The following is a 17,552-nucleotide window of genomic DNA, read 5'->3' as shown; positions in this document are numbered from 1 at the left end:
AAATATCTATTAGAAAACAAACAAAACTTCCACAACGGGAAGTTTCGAAAAAAAGTAAACTCATGTCAATTACGTATCTATTATACAGGAAACATCCCTTGCATTCAAGGAAAGACGATTAATCTGTGCGGTTACACCATTTTGGATATTGGTTTAAAAACAGACATTAACTTTTCCATCTCATCCAGTTTTCCGTTATGAAATTGATCGACAATTTTACTGCCAACTATAACTCCATCACAGTGCTTTGTTAAGTCTACTATCTGTTCTTGGCTTGAAATACCGAAGCCCGCCAAGACAGGGATTGGACTTAGAGCTTTTACATTCTGTAAGAATTGATTCAATTCCGAATCATATTCATTTCTCACACCTGTAATCCCCTTAATTGTAACCGTATATAAAAATCCCTTGCCCTTATTTGCAATGGTTTTGATTCGCTCAATTGGTGTTGTGAGTGTGACAAGACGAATTAATTCTATTTCGGCTTCTTCTAGCTTCGGTGTAATAATTCCTTCCTCTTCGATCGGTAAATCAGGAATAATACACCCGTCCACACCTGCATTCCGTACATCTTGGACAAATTCATTGATCCCATAGCGATAAATTGGATTTAAATAAGTCATAAGCAGAATAGGAACATTAATTTCCTTTCGTGCCTTTCCAAGTTCAGTAATAATACTTTTCAGAGTTGTACCATTTCCAAGTGATCTAATTCCCGCTTGCTGGATGGTTGGTCCATCGGCCACTGGATCCGAAAATGGAACCCCCACTTCAATGGCCGTTGCACCAAATTTCTCTAATAATTGAAGGCGATCAACCAAGCATTCCAGCCCGCCATCTCCTGCCATGATGTAAGGGACAAACGCTTTTCTATTATTCTCTTTCAATGATGCAAAAGTTTTTTCAAAACGGTTCATTTCTTATCTCTCCTCTCTTAAACGTGTTTTCACCGTATCAACATCTTTATCACCGCGCCCTGATAAGCACACTACAATTTTTTGGGATTCGTCCATTTCTGCAGCTAGCTTCACTGCAAAGGCAATGGCATGCGCGCTCTCAAGTGCTGGAATGATTCCTTCAAGTTTAGAAAGAAGCTGAAAAGCGTCTAGCGCTTCTTTATCAGTAATCGAATGGTATTTTGCACGGCCAATATCATGTAAATAGCTATGCTCCGGTCCAATACCAGGATAATCTAGCCCGGCCGAAATAGAATGTGCTTCTTGAACTTGACCATCTTGGTCTTGTAAAAGGTACATGAGTGCTCCATGTAATACCCCCGGACTTCCTTTTGTTAAGGAGGCTGCATGGTACTTTGTATCCACACCCTGTCCAGCTGCTTCTACACCATAGAGATTAACCTCTTCATCCTCGATAAATGGATAGAACATCCCCATCGCATTGCTCCCGCCGCCAATACAGGCTACCACGGCATCCGGAAGCGACCCTTCGCTTAGTTGAAACTGCTGTTTTGTTTCCTTGCCAATCACGCTTTGGAAATCCCTGACCATCTGAGGAAATGGATGCGGCCCCATAACAGATCCCAATAAATAGTGTGTATCATCTACATTTTCTACCCAGTATCTTAACGCTTCATTAACTGCATCCTTTAATGTGGCGCTTCCGGAGGTAACACTAACAACCTTTGCACCCAGCAATTCCATTCTAAAAACATTAAGAGCTTGCCTTTTGATATCTTCTTCACCCATAAAAACGATGCACTCAAGATTTAATAAGGCACAAACGGTCGCGGTTGCTACACCATGCTGGCCAGCTCCTGTTTCAGCGACGATTTTTTTCTTTCCCATTCGTACGGCTAAAAGTGCCTGCCCAATCGCATTATTAATTTTATGGGCGCCTGTATGGTTTAAATCTTCTCTTTTAAGGAAAATCTTAGCTCCTCCGGCATGTCTTGTTAGGTTATCTGCATAATACAATGGGGTTTCTCTACCAACATAGTTTTTTAATAAATCTTGAATTTCCACTTGAAAGGAAGGATCCTTTTTCGCGCTTTCATACGCTTCACCAAGTTCAATTACTGCTTTCATCAATGTCTCAGGGACAAATCTTCCCCCGAAAATGCCAAAGTGGCCTTGCTCATTCGGTAATGTATAAGTGTTCATTCCCTTTTACCTCCCTACAGGTATGCTTTTCGCTTTTTCTATAAATGTTTTAATCTTTTCTAAATCCTTTTTCCCGTTGGTTTCTACCCCCGAGCTAACATCAACCATACATGGTTTGATCATTCTTATCGCTTCTTCCACATTATCAACATGCAATCCACCAGCAAGAATTATATTGTGATTTTTAATTAGGTGAGGATCGACCTCATTCCAATTAAATACCGTTCCATTTCCGCCTCTGTATTTTCCCTTTGGACTGTCTAATAAAATAAATTCACATGGAAAATCGGCCAATGCAGCTAAGCCTTCATTTCCTTGAAAACTAATGGATTTTATAACAGGCAATGACAGCGATTCACTGAAACCTCCTGTTTCATCTCCGTGTAATTGGATATGGGTAAGGCCCACAGAAGCGGCAATTTTCTCTATTTCATCTCTTGTTTCATTTACAAAAACACCGACCTTATACACCTCATTCGGTAAATGAGCAATAATTTCTTGTGCTTTCTCTATGGTGACCTTGCGCTTACTATCTGCAAAGACGAATCCAATGGCATCAGCACCATAACGTGCCGCCGTCACACCGGTTTCGATATCAGTAATTCCACAGATTTTCACTTTCATTTCTTGACACCTAAAATAAGTGGCAAGCGAAAGTCTAAAAACGATTGTTTCACATTAGGACTTTTCATTAATGCCTCACCCACTAATATTCCATTGGCTCCTGCATTTCTAACTCGTGCTACATCTTCTTGGTGATGAATCCCGCTTTCACTAATGAGATATGCACCAGAGTTTTTTACCTCCGAGGCTAAGTTCTCAGTTACCTCAAGTGAAACATGAAACGTCTTTAAGTCGCGATTATTAACCCCAATCAACTTCGCACCTGTTTTAAGTGCACTTTCCAATTCAGTCTGATTATGAACTTCCACTAATACTTCAAGACCTAATCCCTTCGCATATTGAAAAAGTTCAACTAATCTTTGATCGTCTAATGCAGCTGTAATTAGTAAGATGAGATCCGCCCCATTTGAAGCAGCCAGATTAATTTGCACCTCATCAATAATAAAGTCTTTACAGAGAATCGGCAGATTTACCTGGCTCCGAACCGCTCTTAAATCAGAGAAACTGCCTTTAAAAAAGGTTTGATCCGTTAAAACGGATATAGCCGATGCACCATATTCTTCATAAAGCCCCGCCTGAAAGGCAGGATCAATCGTGTTATTAATGATCCCTTTCGATGGTGATGCCCTCTTAAACTCTGAGATTATCGATATTTGATCAGCTGTTTTAAGCTTTTGAATAAAAGATCTTCTCGGCTTGTTCAATTCAACTTGTTGGAGATTACCTTCACGTAGAATCCGAACTTCTTTTTTCTTTTGGTCAATGATCTTATCTAAGATGGTTGCCACTTATATCGCCTCTTTCTGCCCTGCTGCTTGTGTTTTTTCGATAAGTGTATTTAGTTTTTCATAAGCAGCACCAGAATCAATAATTTCTCTTGCCACCATTATACCCTCTTTAATGGAGTTAGCTTTACCTGCTGTAAATATCCCAAGCCCGGAATTCAGTAACACAGTATCACGGCAAGCGCCCTTTTCCCCTTTTAACACATTGATTAATATTTCAGCGTTTTCCTTAGAATCTCCGCCTCTAATACAACTGTTATCATATTGTGGAAGATTGATTTCTTCTGGGAAGAATGATTGACTTGTAATTACGCCATTCTCTAAAATAGTTAAATGATTTTCCCCTTGCAGAGATGCTTCATCCATAAAGCCTGCTCCATTGATAACAACGGCCCGCTTGCGTCCTAACTTGAAAAGAACTTCAGCAAACACATTCAATAAATCTCTCCGATACACACCCAACAATTGATAGTCCAACTCAATTGGGTTTGTAAGTGGTCCAATAAAGTTAAATATCGTTGGAATCTTTAATTGTTTTCGAACGCTCATAACTTTCTTTAATTTTGGATGAACATTTGGCGCGAATAAAAAGGATAAGCCGATTTCCTGCAGAATTTCTTCTGTTCTTTCTGCTGACAAATTTAAATTAATCCCTAAGTATTCAAGTACATCAGCACTACCCGTTTTACTCGAAACACTTCGATTGCCATGCTTGGCAACCGGAATCCCCGCACCGGCAATCACAAAAGCAGAAGTAGTACTCACATTAAAACTGGAAGACCCATCTCCTCCGGTTCCACAATTATCTAGAACGCCAGAGAATTTCTCATTAAATTTCAGTGTATTTGCCTTCATTGCTTTAACTATTCCGGTAATTTCTTCGACTGTTTCTCCTTTTGATTTCAAGCCCATTAAGAAGGCAGCAATTTCAGATTCTGAAACCTCTTCCCCTAAAATGAAACTAACGGCTTCTTTCATTTGTTTTTCAGAAAATGATTCACGTTCAGCTAATTGGAGTAAATAATTCTTCATTTTTCTTCATCCTCTCTATCTCATTTAAAAAGTTATTTAGGATTTGTTTGCCTGTAGGAGTACCGATCGACTCCGGATGAAACTGCAGACCAAAAACAGGATAGTCACGATGCCTGATTGCCATAATTTCCTGATCATCGTCCGAGTGTGCAATCCTTTCGAGCACTTCAGGAATACTACTCTTTTCAATGATTAATGAATGATACCGCATCACTTCTAATGGGCTTGGCAGGCCTTCAAATAATCCATCGCACCGATGCGATATGAACGATGTTTTACCATGCTTGATTAGGGGTGCCCGTTTAATCTCACCACCGAATGCTGCACCGATCGCTTGATGACCGAGGCAAATTCCTAAGATAGGGATCTTATTAAAAAATGTTTGAATTACTTCGATGCAAATTCCGGCATTCTCCGGCTTCCCTGGTCCCGGGGAAAGAATGATTGTTTTAGGGTTTAATTCCTTGATTTGTTCCATGCTTAGCTGATTATTCCTAAAAACTGTTATTTGTTCCCCAAGTTCCCCTAGATATTGATAGAGGTTGAATGTAAACGAGTCAAAATTATCAATTAGTAAAATCATTTCTCACCCTCCAAGAAAGAGTTTAGTTTGTTTATCGTCTCTTGATATTCGGACTCTGGATTCGAATCATATACAATCCCAGCCCCAGCTTGTATATAAGCCGAACCCTCTTTTAAAATCGTCGTTCGAATCGCAAGGGCAAAATCCATATTTCCATCCGCGGATATATATCCAACAGCTCCTGAATATAACCCTCGTTTTGACTTTTCCAATGAGTTAATAATCTCCATCGCACGAACCTTTGGGGCACCTGAAACAGTCCCGGCCGGAAGACAGGCAGCGAGGGCATCTATGGCTGTCTTGTCGGATTTTAAATGACCGCTTACTTCTGAGACAAGGTGCATCACATGTCGGTATTTCTCCACCGCCATATACTTATCCACTTGAACGGACCCAAATTCGCAAATTTTTCCGAGGTCATTTCTGCCAAGATCAACTAGCATCTTATGCTCCGCTAGTTCCTTTTCATCATTTTTCAATTCTTGTTCAATCAACAAATCTTCTTCATTTGTCCTCCCTCGTCTTTTTGTACCTGCGATAGGATTCGAAATAACTGTTTGTGCTCTTGTTTTAATTAAGCTCTCTGGAGATGAACCAATCACGGTATACCCGTCAAAGTCAATATAGAACATATAGGGTGTTGGATTATTAGCCCGATGTTTGCGATAAAGTGATAATGGATCTCCGTTAAAAGCTGATTTCATCCTCCTAGAAAGAACCACTTGAAAAATATCACCAGCTAATATATGTTCCTTCGCGATTTCTACATTTTTGATAAAAGTTTCTTTTGTTGTTTCAGAGTCAAAGCCTGAAAAATCAAATGGCTCTTCTGTTGGGTAAAAAGTAGGCTGCTTGAGTTCCTCTATTCTGCGATTGATTCTTTTCTCAATTACAGCGGTGTCGCTCTCCTTCGTTAAAGGACAACCACAAATCAAAACCTTGTCTTGAAGATGATCAAAGACGATAACTTCTTCATAAAACATTAAGTGTACATCCGGCATTTCCATACCGTTTGGAAATTCTTCTCCTATCACTTCATACTGCCTAATAATGTCATAGCCAACAAATCCAACTGCGCCTCCAATAAATGGGAAGGGATACTCTTCAAAATCCATGGGGGGGATTAGTTTCTTTAACACTTCTAGAGGATTACCCTTTATCACTTCATTTTCACCATTCTCTTTTAGAATCTCATTCCGATCCCCTCTCGAAATAAGTTCAAATGCAGGCTCTGCTCCAATAAAGGAATATCGGCCAGAGGCATTGTACTTATGTGAGCTTTCTAATAGGAATTTCTTTTTCCCATTTATTTTTTTTAAGATGGAGATGGGTGTAAGCGTGTCTCCTTTAATTTCTTTTATGAAAAAATCCATTTTAGTTTTCATGTTTGGACCCCCTTCTAAATAAAAAAAATCGTCCTCTATATGCGCAAAAATTTTACGCATATAGAGGACGATTCTATGGTCGTGGTGCCACCTCTGTCTGAAGCAGCCGATTGCTCTGCTTCCTCTTCAGATACGGAACAAACTGTTCGATATCCTATCCTTTTAACGGTGGAGACCCGTGCATCCCTACTTAGATTCAAGATGCCTCTCACAAGTCCATTCCACAAATCCTTTCTTATCGGGCTCCCACCTCCCCCGACTCTCTTAGAAGAAATAAATAAGTGTACTCCTCTTGTTCAACGAGTTAATTATTTAACTTTGATTTATATCTTACGCAAATTTCTCTCTAAAGTCAAGGGAAAAATTCATAAATTTTTTAATTAATTTGAAAATTAGTTTTTCCGTTCTATTTTACAAGCCACTAGCTTATTTTTTTATTTATTCCAGTTAAAGGATATTCCAACAAGGTTTTTTTATACTGAATAAGCAAATAGTAATAGTAGCAAATAACGAAGGCGGGATTGAAGATTAATGGAGCATATTGAACATTTAAGCCAAAATCCAAAAGCTGCCAAAAAGAAACAATCAGCAGCGGGACAAAAGCGATCGAATGAAATAGCTAATCAGAAGTGGGCAATCATCTCACTGTCTTCCATTCCACTAGTCATGACGTTGGGTAATTCGATGTTAATTCCAGTTCTACCTTCAATGGAAAAAAAGTTGTCGATTTCTTCCTTTCAAACCAGTATGGTTATTACTGTTTATTCGATTGTTGCTATTTTCCTAATACCTGTTGCCGGATACTTATCAGATCATATTGGTCGAAAAAAAGTCATTATTCCAAGCCTTATCATTGCTGGAATTGGCGGGCTGATTTCAGGTTTTGCTGCATGGAAAATGAATGATGCTTATTGGATAATTTTAGCTGGCCGCGCCCTTCAGGGGGTTGGAGCTGCTGGAGCAGCTCCAATCGTTATGCCATTGGTTGGGGATATGTTTAAAAATGAGGATGATGTTAGCTGTTGTCTGGGTTTAATAGAAACATCGAATACGTTTGGAAAGGTATTAAGCCCTATTTTAGGGGCTTTTCTTGCGGGAATCATTTGGTTTATGCCATTTTTTTCCTTTCCTGTATTTTGTGCTATTTCTGTTTTGATGATTATGTTCTTGGTCAAAAGCCCAAAATCAACACAGAAACCCATTCCATTTAAAGATTTCTTCATTAATGTGAAAAAAACCTTTACTGAAAAGGGACGCTGGCTTTACGCCATCTTTTTTATTGGTGGAATTTTAATGTTTGTCCTTTTTGGAATTTTGTTTTATCTGTCCGAGCTTTTTGAAAAAGAATATGGCATTAAGGATATCAAGAAAGGTTTCTTTCTAGCTTTACCACTTGGTGCTCTTTGTTTATCCTCGTTTATCAGCGGAAAAGTGATTAAGAAAAACAAAGTTCTCATGAAGTGGTTGACATTTGGTGGTGTGATTGCTGCAGCCCTATCGATTGGTGCCTTGTGGTTTTCGATAAAACTTTGGTACGTAATTACCATGTTTCTTATTAGCGGAGTAGGTATTGGTTTAGGGCTACCTTGTCTAGATGCCTTGATTACTGAGGGTGTTGAAAAGGAAGAAAGAGGCACCATTTCATCCATTTATAGTTCAATGAGATTTATTGGAGTGGCGGCAGGACCACCAATTATTGCCTTGTTACTAAAGAAAGAAACCCATTGGATTTTTATCTTATTAGGTAGTTTAAGTATTATTGCAGCCATTGTTGCATTGATGGCGATCAAACCCAAAGCACAAGACCAAAAGAGCTGAGGAAAGTCCTCAGCTCTTTATATACATATTATTTTACTGGTTTTTTTAGAAGACCGATTAATAATGCTGATACAATAGAGCCCACTACAATGGAAAGTGCATAAAGCAGGGCACCATTTTCTACCAATGGGACAACAAATATTCCGCCGTGTGGGGCACGGAGACCAATTCCGAATGCCATCGATAGTGCACCAGCGATGGCCGAACCAGCCATAACAGAAGGAATGACACGTAATGGATCAGCCGCTGCAAAAGGGATCGCGCCTTCGGTAATGAAGGATAAGCCCATGACATAACACGCTTTTCCTGCATCTTTGTCTTGATCATTAAATTTATTTTTGAAGAATGTCGTTGCAAGTGCAATAGCCAGCGGCGGGACCATACCAGCAGCCATAATTGCCGCCATTGGTTCATAGACTCCACTTGCTAATAATCCTGTTCCAAATACATAGGCAGCCTTGTTAACTGGTCCACCCATATCGAATGACATCATAAGTCCTAGTACTATACCCAATAATACGGCATTCCCTGTTCCAAGACCTGTTAACCAATCAGCAATTTCCTTGTTCACCCATGCAACTGGATTGTTTACGACATAATGCATTAAAAATCCGGTTATCGCAATGCCAAATAGGGGATAAAGTAAGATACTTTTAATTCCTTCAAGAGAACGTGGAAGGCCTGCAAACAGTTTCTTTAACAGTAAGACAATGTAACCTGCTAGAAAACCTGCAACTAAACCGCCAAGGAAACCGGCTCCACCATGAGCCGCCATCATACCGCCTACCATACCTGGGGCGAAACCTGGACGATCAGCAATACTGAGGGCAATAAAGCCTGCAAGTACTGGAACAATTAATGCGAATGCATTATCCCCACCAATGGCCTTAATAACGGCTGCAATAGGGTTATAGGATGGGTCATCTGGATTAGCAGAATTATATCCGAACATAAAGCTAATCGCGATTAATATTCCTCCTCCAACCACGAAGGGAAGCATATTTGAAACGCCATTCATCAGGTGCTTGTAAAAGCCTGTACGAGATCCTTTTTGATCCTCTGTTTTTTCACTTTGCCCGTTATTCCCCTTAAAAATTGGTGCGTCTTGTTTAACCGCTTTGTCAATCAATTGCGCAGGGCGACGGATTCCTTCTGCTACCGCTGCTTGGATTACGTGCTTACCCTTAAACCTTTCCATCTCGACATTGATATCTGCAGCGATAATGACTGCTGTCGCATTTTCAATTTCCTCTTTAGTTAAGACATTTTTTGCTCCTCCTGAGCCATTTGTCTCAACCTTAATATCAACACCCAATTCAGCTGCCTTTGCTTTTAAAGAATCAGCTGCCATATAGGTGTGGGCAATACCCGTTGGACACCCTGTTACAGCTACAATTAAATTATTCTTAGTTTCTTTTGTTACGGTTTCCTGTTTATCTTCTTTATCATAGCGGTTTATAGTATCAAGGATTTCCTCAGGAGTTGTTGCCTTTAATAACTCATAACGAACTTCCGCTTTCATTAACAATCCTGAGAGCCGTGCTAATGCTTCTAAATGTGTATTATTCGCACCATCTGGAGCAGCAATCATAAAAAATAAATGTGCTGGTTTTCCATCCAATGATTCATAATTAACACCTGCCGCTGATTTCCCAAAGACAATGGCTGCTTCATTTACTACTTTTGTTTTCGCATGAGGGATAGCGATTCCATCCCCAATACCAGTGGTACTTTGTTCTTCACGCTTTAAGATGGCTGCTTTAAATTCAGCACGATCAGAAATTTTCCCCGCCTTTGAAAGGACATCAACCAACTGATCAATTGTTGCTTCTTTTTGATTGCCTTCTATATTTAAAAGAATCGTATTTTTAGATAACAATTCAGTAATTTTCATGATTTTCTCTCCCTTAAAGGATCTCTTTTATATGAACTTGTGGCAGGAGTTCTTCAACTTCTTCTTTGGTACATAAACCAAGTGAGAAGGCTGTTGCACTTCCTGAGGCCACGCTATAGCGAAAAGCTTCCTCAATATTTCGAGTTTTTACATAGGCTGCTAAGAAACCTGCGACCATTGAGTCACCTGCACCTACTGAATTTTTTACTTCTCCTTTTGGAACTTCTGCCAAAAGTGTTGTTTCACTATTAATCAGCACCGCCCCAGCGCCAGCGAGCGAAATTATTACATTTTTCGCACCCATCTCTACGAGCCTTTTCCCAAATGGAATGACTTCTTCAGCAGTAGTAATAGTTGCATCAAATAATTCCCCAAGCTCGTGATGATTTGGTTTGATTAATAATGGACGATAAGGAAGAACTTTTTTTAATAAATCCCCTTCTGCATCCACCACAAATTGTGCACTGCTTTCACTGCAGATTTTGACCAGTTCCTCGTAGGTAGTTTTCGGTAAACTACTAGGAATGCTTCCTGCCAATACCAATAAATCATCGGCACTTAGTTTCTTTATTTTTTGTTTTAATAATGAAAAGTTTTCTGCCGTGATTTTCGGTCCATTTGCATTAATCTCTGACTCTTGACCCGTTTTTAGTTTTACGTTGATTCGTGTATCTTCATCAACCTGGACAAAATCTGTTTCAATCAGTTCCTTTTGAAGATACTGTTCAATGTACGCACCGGTAAAACCACCAATAAAACCTAGTGCTATACTGCTTGTGCCAAAATGCTTCAAAACTGTTGACACATTGATTCCTTTCCCACCTGGAAATTTTGCTTCCTCCACTGTCCTGTTTAATTCCCCGAGCTGAAAGCTCTCTAGTTTAACGATATAATCAACAGAGGGATTTAACGTTAATGTGTAAATCATGTTGTCACAACCTTTATTGTAGTTCTATTTAAGTACTGCTTTTGTGTTTCGTCATCTAATTCATTCGTGATAATGACTGCTTCGTGAATATCAGCAATCTTGGAAAATGAAATTTCAGCAAATTTTGTATTATCCGATAGCACAAATGTCTCTCTTGAAAGAGCCATTGCCTTTTGTTTTACCAAAGCTTCCTCCTGATCCGGTGTTGTATAGCCGAATTGCGGATGAATACCATTCACACCCATGAAACATTTATCAAAACGGTAAAGGTCCAAACCTGCTAAAGCTCCTCTTCCGATAAATGCATTGGTATTAGGCTTTGCCAAGCCCCCAATTAAGTAAGTGGATATACCTTTATCTAATAAAGGTTTTAAATGCATTAAGCCATTCGTGACTACAACGATATCCTTAAAGTTCAAGAATTCTATCATTTCAATAACTGTTGAGCCAGCATCAAGGTATATGCTATCACCTTCGTCCACTAAACTGGCTGCATATTGTGCAATCAACCGCTTTGCTTGAAGGTTTTTGGATGATTTCTCAATCATACTGGGTTCTTGAAGTTTACCTTGTAATCTTGAGGCACCTCCATGAATTCTCTTTAAAAACTTTTGTTCCTCTAATTGTGAGAGGTCACGTCGTATAGTTGACTCCGAAGACTCTGTTAACTCCATAATTTCATTAATTTTTATTACATTTTTCTCTTTTAATAATTGCATGATAATCCGATGACGTTCTGGTGTTAACATGTCATCACCACCTAGTTTTTTTATTCGGTAACTACATAATACTGAAACCGATTGCATATTTCAATCATTTTCTTTCAAAACCAATCATTTTTTGAATGTTTTTGAACGTTTTCTGAAAGTTCATAAATTACCACATTATAATATGTAGGTTTTCCTGTTTTTCAATATATAAAAAAAACGCCAGAGATTTATGGCGTTATATATAAAAATCACAATATACGCTAAACATATCAAAATTGATTCAATTTTTTCTTGTTGAAACAAAAATGTGTATAATAGGATGGATGAATATTTTGCAGAGGATGATACACTTGAACATTACTGGACACACAGTTGAAAAATTAGAAGATCCATTCGGTTTATTATCAGGTGACCGCTATGAGTTTTTCCTCGAACTAGAGGTTGATGAAGAAGATGAGCTATATTCGGATAAAGGAATTGGCCTAAGAACTATTTTCGTTAGCGATGAAAATGGTGAGAAAATCACCAATTTTTACCTTTATGAACAAGGGAGTGAAAATGTTCTAGACTTTGTACTTGAGGAAGATGAAGAGGCACTGGTCCTTGCCTATTGTAAAGAGCATGCATCAGAATAAAAAACAGGGAGTGATGAATCACTCCCTGTTTTTTATTACATAAAGTTTTTACTATGGTTATGAATCACTTGTAATTCTTTTGTTGTTAAACTCATTTCACTTTTACAAATCGGGCATAATGGCACATCCGTGCTTTTAAAATTGTCACGTACCCAGCATTTACAAGTTGCTGAGTTACACACCCATATTTTCGTTTCTTCTAATTTGATTTCCTCATCACTTTTTCTACCAAACGCCAAAACGATCACCCCTTATAATTAGTGCATGACTGTTTTTACTCTTTTGTTTGTTAGCTAAATAACATGGAAATACATCATTTAGCAGTGTGTTCCATTGCCAACTGAAACTAGTTTATCAAATATAAATTTTATAGATAAAAAGGTGATGCTAAATCTAGTGCATCACCTTTTTATTTTAATAGAATTAAACTGTTTTAACGTTAGAAGCTTGTGGCCCACGCGCACCTTCAACGATTTCGAATGATACTGATTGGCCTTCTTCTAAAGTTTTAAAGCCTTCTGATTGAATTGCTGAAAAGTGAACAAATACGTCTTGACCGCCATCTGCTTCGATAAATCCAAAGCCTTTTTCTGCATTAAACCATTTAACTTTACCGTTATTCATGAATTAACCCCCAAAATAATTGTTCACTTTAATTTTCAGTTAAAAAAAATAAAAAAGACGTACTGACACGTTCGGGTAATAGACATCCCCCACATGTTCGTGCAGTTACGGCTACTGAAACCAATATATATTTAACCAACTTAAAAGCGTACCTTCATTTTAACAGATTTTGGCCATACCGTCAATTTGAATTTCAAAAACCAGGAAATTCAGAGAAAATATTTCAGTATAATAATAACTTGTAAAACTTGTCTCATACTAACAGTATATGAAACTCGAAGTTAGTTTCATTATTCCTTATTAAATTCACCTTGTAAGAATATTTCTACAAAGTTGGCAGAAAATTTCGTTACATCAATTTCCATCCCGATGTTATCAAGTGTTTCAGTGGGTTCCTGATCTGGCTTTGGTCGAAAGTCTGCAATGCTTTTTCCCTTGGCATTCCCAAATTGCTCCACTCTCACTCGTTTTGGGATATATTTCACTAAATCAGGTTCACTTAGCGCCATCAGCGGGACTACGTCATGAAGCGGTGCTCCTTTTATACCCAGGACATTTTTCTGATAGGCTTTAAAGTAATAATCAAAAGCCGGTTTTAATAGCGGGCGGAAAGGTGTGGGGCTGTTTTGGCTAAGAAAGTCAATAATTTCGGGCGTGATGAGTGCTTTATTGGTAACATTTAATGGGTATAAGTTGATATTATGTGCTTTTTCCATCACCGTATGTGCAGCAATTGGGTCAACATAAAAATTAGCTTCGGCTTCAGCACTAATGTTCCCTGGGACTAAAAAAGCCCCACCCATAATAAAGAAAGCATTTACTCCTTTAAGTGCTTCATTTCCATATAAGATGAACATTAAGGCTAACTCGGTCAATCTCCCTACCGAAACAATTATAAGGTTACCTTCATATTGGGTAACTATCTCACTGATTTTGTTTATGTCATATACCTTCACATTCTTTATTGTATCAGGAGGTTTAATAGGTCCTAATCCTTCTTCGCCATGTATCTCCGGGTAATATGTAATCGGTTCACCTAATAACGGTCCTGCGGTTCCTGCAATAATTGGAATATCAGCTCTGCCGCCTAATGTTAACAAGTAGGCTGTATTTTTAACTGATTTGTCCTTTGGTGTATTGCCATAACCACTGACTATACCCACTAGGTTGATTTTTGGATTTAATAAGGCATACATTATGGCAAAAGAATCATCAATCCCCGGATCAGCAATCATGAGCACATTATAAGCCAAAAGTATCTCCCCCAAAAAATTATATTTTTAAAAAATATGCTTATTTTTTGGATGAAAGAACTAATATAAAAACCGATTCATTGATTCGAATCGGTTTTGTCAACACTTCCCTATGCTCGTTTTTTGACTCTTGGCGCTGCTTTCTTTCTTGGCGCAGCCGTTTTTGGAGGCTTCGTCCGGTCAATGGATGCTTGTAATGCCGCCATTAAGTCTGTAACATTTGAAGCGACTTCCTTCGTTGCTGCTGATACGGTTTCTTGTCCTTTTCGTTTCGATTCAATTAGTTCAAGTAATGCAGTTCTGTAATCATCCGTATATTTTTCAGGGTTAAAATCTGATGTCAATTGATCAATCAACATGATTGCAGTATCAAGTTCTCTTTCGGTTACCTTATCATCAGCAGGTACACTTGGCACATCACCCGCTTTTCGAACTTCATCCGGATAATGGATGGTTTCCATGATTAACACATTTTCATACACACGTATAACTGCTAATTGCTCTTTCGAACGGATGATAATCTTGGCAAGACCGACTTTTTTTGACTCTAGTAATGCTTTTCTCAGCAGGGAATAGGCTTTACCTCCCCCCTCGCTTGGAGACATAAAATAACTGCGATCGAAGTAAATTGGATCAATTTGTTCCATTTTAACAAAATCAATAATTTCAACTGCTTTATCCTCATTTTCCTTACGTAACTTTTCAAGCTCTTCATTATCCAGAACGACAAATTTCCCTTTTGTATACTCATACGCTTTAACGATATCCTCTGGTTTCACTTCTTCCTCGCAGACAGAACAAATTTTCTCATATTTAATCGGAGCATGACATTTGTTATGCAGGGTCCGAAGTTTGATATCTTTATCTTCTGTTGCCGTATGGAGTTTGATGGGTATATTTACAAGTCCGAAACTAATACTTCCCTTCCACATCGTATGCATATTTATTTCTCCAATCTTTTTGTTATTATTTTGCGTTCCCAAGACATTCACATTCCTAAAAACATTTGGAAAAGAATGAATCTAAGTATTTTTAAACAAAATAAATGAAAAAGAAGGGACCATTTATCCATGAAGCCGATGCTGCCCAGCCTTACATTTGATCTCCCTGTTCATCCTGAATGGCTCTACGAAGTAAAATATGATGGATTTCGAGCGCTTTTAGAATGGAGTTCTCATGGAATTGAACTTATTAGCCGGAATGAAAAATCTCTTCTCCCCCAATTCCCAGAAATAAAGGAATTTTTATTAAAACACGAAAATCACTTTAAACCGTTTCTACCACTACAATTAGACGGAGAGCTTGTCTCATTAGAAAACACACACAAAGCCAATTTCGCGATGATTCAAGTGCGCGGACGATTAAGATCAGAAAAAAAGATTCGCGGGCAAGCCAGTAAATCCCCTTGTCGCCTAATGGTGTTTGACATACTGAAAAGCGCTGGGAAATCATTACGTTCACTTGATTTTCAACAACGCAAAAAGGAACTCATCAAATTGTTCGAAAAAGTCGGCTTTGAACTTGAGGCTGACCCCTACAACGAACAACTCCTTCAACTTGTTCAGGCACATGAAGAATTTGAGCCGCTTTGGGAAAAAGTTGTATTGTCTGATGGGGAAGGAATTATTGCCAAACAAAAAAACAGTCTTTGGGAGGAGGGAAAACGCTCCCTACAGTGGTTAAAGTATAAAAATTGGAAATATGTAAGTTGTTTTATCAACGCCTATGATAAAACCAATGGATATTTTTATGTAAGTGTTTATAAGGACAAAAAAATCCATCCAATAGGTCAGGTCCTATTCGGATTTAAACCAGAAGAAAAACAAGCACTTCAACACACAATAAAACAAAATATGCTTCGTGAAGAAGCTCAATTAATAATTGTCGAACCGGCCATATGCCTGGAGGTGAAATATTTAGAGCTTTATGAAAACCAACTTCGTGAACCCCATTTTGATCGATTTCGCTTTGATTTAGAACCTACTGAGTGTACATATGATCGTTTTATCTATGCACAAAAAAACCTGCCAGGGGACCTTGATATAACCCATCCAGATAAACCATTATGGGAAAAATTAGTTATTAAAAAAGCAGACTATATTCACTACTTGCGAGAAATTTCACCCTATATACTGCCCTTTTTGAACAATCGCTTATTAACCGTCATCCGCTATCCGCACGGGATGTTCGGTGAAGCGTTTTATCAAAAAAATTGTCCAGATTATGCACCTGACTTTGTACAAACACATGCTGATGAGGGGATTGACTACATCCTCTGCAATAATCTAAAAACGCTCGTATGGCTTGGCAATCAATTAGCGATTGAATTCCACATCCCCTTTCAAACCATCAATAGCAAGGGACCAAGTGAAATTGTTTTTGATTTAGATCCGCCCTCTAAGGAGCACTTTCAGTTGGCGGTAAAAGCAGCATTGTTAATTAAAGAAGTTCTCGATCAATTAAATTTAATCGCTTTCATTAAAACGTCTGGAAATAAAGGATTGCAAGTCTACCTGCCTTTGCCGGAAAATGAATTCACTTATGACGATACAAGATTATTTACAAGCTTTATTGCTGAATATTTGATTTCAAAGGATCCTGATTCCTTTACAATTGAAAGAATGAAGAAAAACCGCGGAAACAGACTTTATGTTGATTATGTGCAGCATAGCGAGGGGAAAACCATTGTTGCCCCCTATTCAATGCGGGGAAATGAACATGCAGGTGTCGCCACACCCCTATATTGGGATGAAGTAACTGAAAAACTCAAACCTATTTCGTTTAATATGGAAAATGCATTAAAACGAATTCGCCAACAAGGAGATCCCTTTTCAGATTATTTTCAAACAAAATCCATTCAACCATTTGGACCTGTATTGGAGGTATTAAAAAATGGGGGCAAATAAATGAGGATAGGGACTTCTTTTTTTATTCAATCGCTTCAAAATTTCACCGAGTTAATTTATCAGATAATATTGGTCTATAAACTTTAAACAGGTCTTGTTGATAGGCGCTCCAGGCACTTCGCTTTCCACGGGCGTGCCGGGGAGCCTCCTGATATGAACGAAACTGTCAAGGCTCCCTACTTAAACTCGGTTTTGGTTTATTTTTGACCAACTCTAAGAAGAGAAGCTATTTTCGCTTCTTCGCTTACTTGGTTA

17 protein-coding genes and 1 other annotated feature are annotated in these 17,552 nt (G+C 38.5%); of the genes, 3 read left to right on the top strand and 14 right to left on the bottom strand.

The window, feature by feature from the left end:
• Positions 1 to 131: 131 nt before the first annotated feature.
• Genes trpA through trpE form a run of 7 tightly spaced genes read right to left on the bottom strand, consistent with a single transcriptional unit; the run spans position 132 to position 6,529 of the window.
• Complete coding sequence (trpA, locus tag M3610_RS21095) at positions 132 to 917, bottom strand: tryptophan synthase subunit alpha (RefSeq protein WP_251462238.1); 786 nt, start codon at positions 915 to 917, stop codon at positions 132 to 134.
• 3 nt (positions 918 to 920) lie between these two features.
• Positions 921 to 2,120, bottom strand: coding sequence for a tryptophan synthase subunit beta (trpB, locus tag M3610_RS21090; protein ID WP_251462236.1), 1,200 nt, complete (start codon positions 2,118 to 2,120; stop codon positions 921 to 923).
• A 6-nt stretch (positions 2,121 to 2,126) separates the two neighbouring features.
• Positions 2,127 to 2,744 (bottom strand): phosphoribosylanthranilate isomerase, encoded by a 618-nt coding sequence (locus tag M3610_RS21085; protein WP_251462235.1) that lies wholly within the window; start codon positions 2,742 to 2,744, stop codon positions 2,127 to 2,129.
• Entirely contained in the window at positions 2,741 to 3,532 is a 792-nt protein-coding gene (trpC, locus tag M3610_RS21080) for an indole-3-glycerol phosphate synthase TrpC (protein WP_251462233.1), read from the bottom strand. Before trpC ends, M3610_RS21085 begins: the two co-directional genes overlap by 4 nt.
• Positions 3,533 to 4,561, bottom strand: coding sequence for an anthranilate phosphoribosyltransferase (gene trpD / locus M3610_RS21075; protein ID WP_251462230.1), 1,029 nt, complete (start codon positions 4,559 to 4,561; stop codon positions 3,533 to 3,535).
• Positions 4,533 to 5,144, bottom strand: a complete 612-nt coding sequence (locus M3610_RS21070; protein WP_251462226.1) for an anthranilate synthase component II — start codon at positions 5,142 to 5,144, stop codon at positions 4,533 to 4,535. Before M3610_RS21070 ends, trpD begins: the two co-directional genes overlap by 29 nt.
• Complete coding sequence (trpE, locus tag M3610_RS21065; RefSeq protein ID WP_098575007.1) at positions 5,141 to 6,529, bottom strand: anthranilate synthase component I; 1,389 nt, start codon at positions 6,527 to 6,529, stop codon at positions 5,141 to 5,143. Before trpE ends, M3610_RS21070 begins: the two co-directional genes overlap by 4 nt.
• Positions 6,530 to 6,589: 60 nt before the next feature.
• Positions 6,590 to 6,838, bottom strand: a binding site (T-box leader).
• Between the two features lie 222 nt (positions 6,839 to 7,060).
• Here trpE and bcbE point away from each other — a divergent pair.
• Entirely contained in the window at positions 7,061 to 8,347 is a 1,287-nt protein-coding gene (bcbE, locus tag M3610_RS21060) for a bacillibactin exporter BcbE (RefSeq protein ID WP_285851413.1), read from the top strand.
• A 28-nt stretch (positions 8,348 to 8,375) separates the two neighbouring features.
• Here bcbE and M3610_RS21055 read toward each other — a convergent pair whose 3' ends face one another.
• Genes M3610_RS21055 through M3610_RS21045 form a run of 3 tightly spaced genes read right to left on the bottom strand, consistent with a single transcriptional unit; the run spans position 8,376 to position 11,918 of the window.
• Positions 8,376 to 10,241, bottom strand: a complete 1,866-nt coding sequence (locus M3610_RS21055) for a PTS fructose transporter subunit IIABC (RefSeq protein WP_098575010.1) — start codon at positions 10,239 to 10,241, stop codon at positions 8,376 to 8,378.
• A 13-nt stretch (positions 10,242 to 10,254) separates the two neighbouring features.
• The gene (gene pfkB / locus M3610_RS21050) at positions 10,255 to 11,169 is read right to left on the bottom strand and encodes a 1-phosphofructokinase (protein WP_251462223.1); all 915 of its coding nucleotides are present in this window, start codon (positions 11,167 to 11,169) and stop codon (positions 10,255 to 10,257) included.
• Positions 11,166 to 11,918: a DeoR/GlpR family DNA-binding transcription regulator gene (locus M3610_RS21045; protein WP_098575012.1), complete on the bottom strand. Its 753-nt coding sequence runs from the start codon at positions 11,916 to 11,918 to the stop codon at positions 11,166 to 11,168. Before M3610_RS21045 ends, pfkB begins: the two co-directional genes overlap by 4 nt.
• A 302-nt stretch (positions 11,919 to 12,220) precedes the next feature.
• Between M3610_RS21045 and M3610_RS21040 the strand changes: the two genes are divergently transcribed.
• Positions 12,221 to 12,514 carry a DUF6509 family protein gene (locus M3610_RS21040; protein ID WP_098575039.1) on the top strand — a complete coding sequence of 98 codons (294 nt, stop codon included), beginning with the start codon at positions 12,221 to 12,223 and terminating at the stop codon, positions 12,512 to 12,514.
• Between the two features lie 35 nt (positions 12,515 to 12,549).
• Here M3610_RS21040 and M3610_RS21035 read toward each other — a convergent pair whose 3' ends face one another.
• The 4 genes from M3610_RS21035 to ku form a co-directional block, all read right to left on the bottom strand.
• On the bottom strand, positions 12,550 to 12,753 hold the full coding sequence (locus tag M3610_RS21035) for a cold-inducible protein YdjO-related protein (protein WP_180230153.1): 204 nt from the start codon (positions 12,751 to 12,753) through the stop codon (positions 12,550 to 12,552).
• Positions 12,754 to 12,937: 184 nt separating this feature from the next.
• A complete protein-coding gene (locus M3610_RS21030) occupies positions 12,938 to 13,138 on the bottom strand; it encodes a cold-shock protein (RefSeq protein WP_066256683.1) in 201 nt (66 codons plus the stop codon).
• A gap of 290 nt (positions 13,139 to 13,428) precedes the next feature.
• The gene (locus tag M3610_RS21025) at positions 13,429 to 14,391 is read right to left on the bottom strand and encodes a nucleoside hydrolase (RefSeq protein ID WP_251462220.1); all 963 of its coding nucleotides are present in this window, start codon (positions 14,389 to 14,391) and stop codon (positions 13,429 to 13,431) included.
• A 110-nt stretch (positions 14,392 to 14,501) separates the two neighbouring features.
• Positions 14,502 to 15,332 (bottom strand): non-homologous end joining protein Ku, encoded by an 831-nt coding sequence (ku, locus tag M3610_RS21020; protein ID WP_251462217.1) that lies wholly within the window; start codon positions 15,330 to 15,332, stop codon positions 14,502 to 14,504.
• A gap of 129 nt (positions 15,333 to 15,461) precedes the next feature.
• On the opposite strand from ku, the gene M3610_RS21015 reads away from it, so the two are divergent.
• Positions 15,462 to 17,297: a DNA ligase D gene (locus M3610_RS21015; protein ID WP_251462215.1), complete on the top strand. Its 1,836-nt coding sequence runs from the start codon at positions 15,462 to 15,464 to the stop codon at positions 17,295 to 17,297.
• The last annotated feature ends 255 nt before the right edge of the window (positions 17,298 to 17,552 follow it).

The sequence above is a fragment of the Neobacillus sp. MER 74 genome, from assembly GCF_023714155.1.
This window is presented reverse-complemented; position numbering and strand designations above follow the sequence as displayed.

Coding starts and splice junctions, on each gene's coding strand:
- trpA (WP_251462238.1), bottom strand. CDS start 917: ATGAACCGTTTTGAAAAAACTTTTGCATCATTGAAAGAGAATAATAGA.
- trpB (WP_251462236.1), bottom strand. CDS start 2,120: ATGAACACTTATACATTACCGAATGAGCAAGGCCACTTTGGCATTTTC.
- M3610_RS21085 (WP_251462235.1), bottom strand. CDS start 2,744: ATGAAAGTGAAAATCTGTGGAATTACTGATATCGAAACCGGTGTGACG.
- trpD (WP_251462230.1), bottom strand. CDS start 4,561: ATGAAGAATTATTTACTCCAATTAGCTGAACGTGAATCATTTTCTGAA.
- M3610_RS21070 (WP_251462226.1), bottom strand. CDS start 5,144: ATGATTTTACTAATTGATAATTTTGACTCGTTTACATTCAACCTCTAT.
- trpE (WP_098575007.1), bottom strand. CDS start 6,529: ATGAAAACTAAAATGGATTTTTTCATAAAAGAAATTAAAGGAGACACG.
- bcbE (WP_285851413.1), top strand. CDS start 7,061: ATGGAGCATATTGAACATTTAAGCCAAAATCCAAAAGCTGCCAAAAAG.
- M3610_RS21055 (WP_098575010.1), bottom strand. CDS start 10,241: ATGAAAATTACTGAATTGTTATCTAAAAATACGATTCTTTTAAATATA.
- pfkB (WP_251462223.1), bottom strand. CDS start 11,169: ATGATTTACACATTAACGTTAAATCCCTCTGTTGATTATATCGTTAAA.
- M3610_RS21045 (WP_098575012.1), bottom strand. CDS start 11,918: ATGTTAACACCAGAACGTCATCGGATTATCATGCAATTATTAAAAGAG.
- M3610_RS21040 (WP_098575039.1), top strand. CDS start 12,221: ATGATACACTTGAACATTACTGGACACACAGTTGAAAAATTAGAAGAT.
- M3610_RS21030 (WP_066256683.1), bottom strand. CDS start 13,138: ATGAATAACGGTAAAGTTAAATGGTTTAATGCAGAAAAAGGCTTTGGA.
- ku (WP_251462217.1), bottom strand. CDS start 15,332: ATGCATACGATGTGGAAGGGAAGTATTAGTTTCGGACTTGTAAATATA.
- M3610_RS21015 (WP_251462215.1), top strand. CDS start 15,462: ATGAAGCCGATGCTGCCCAGCCTTACATTTGATCTCCCTGTTCATCCT.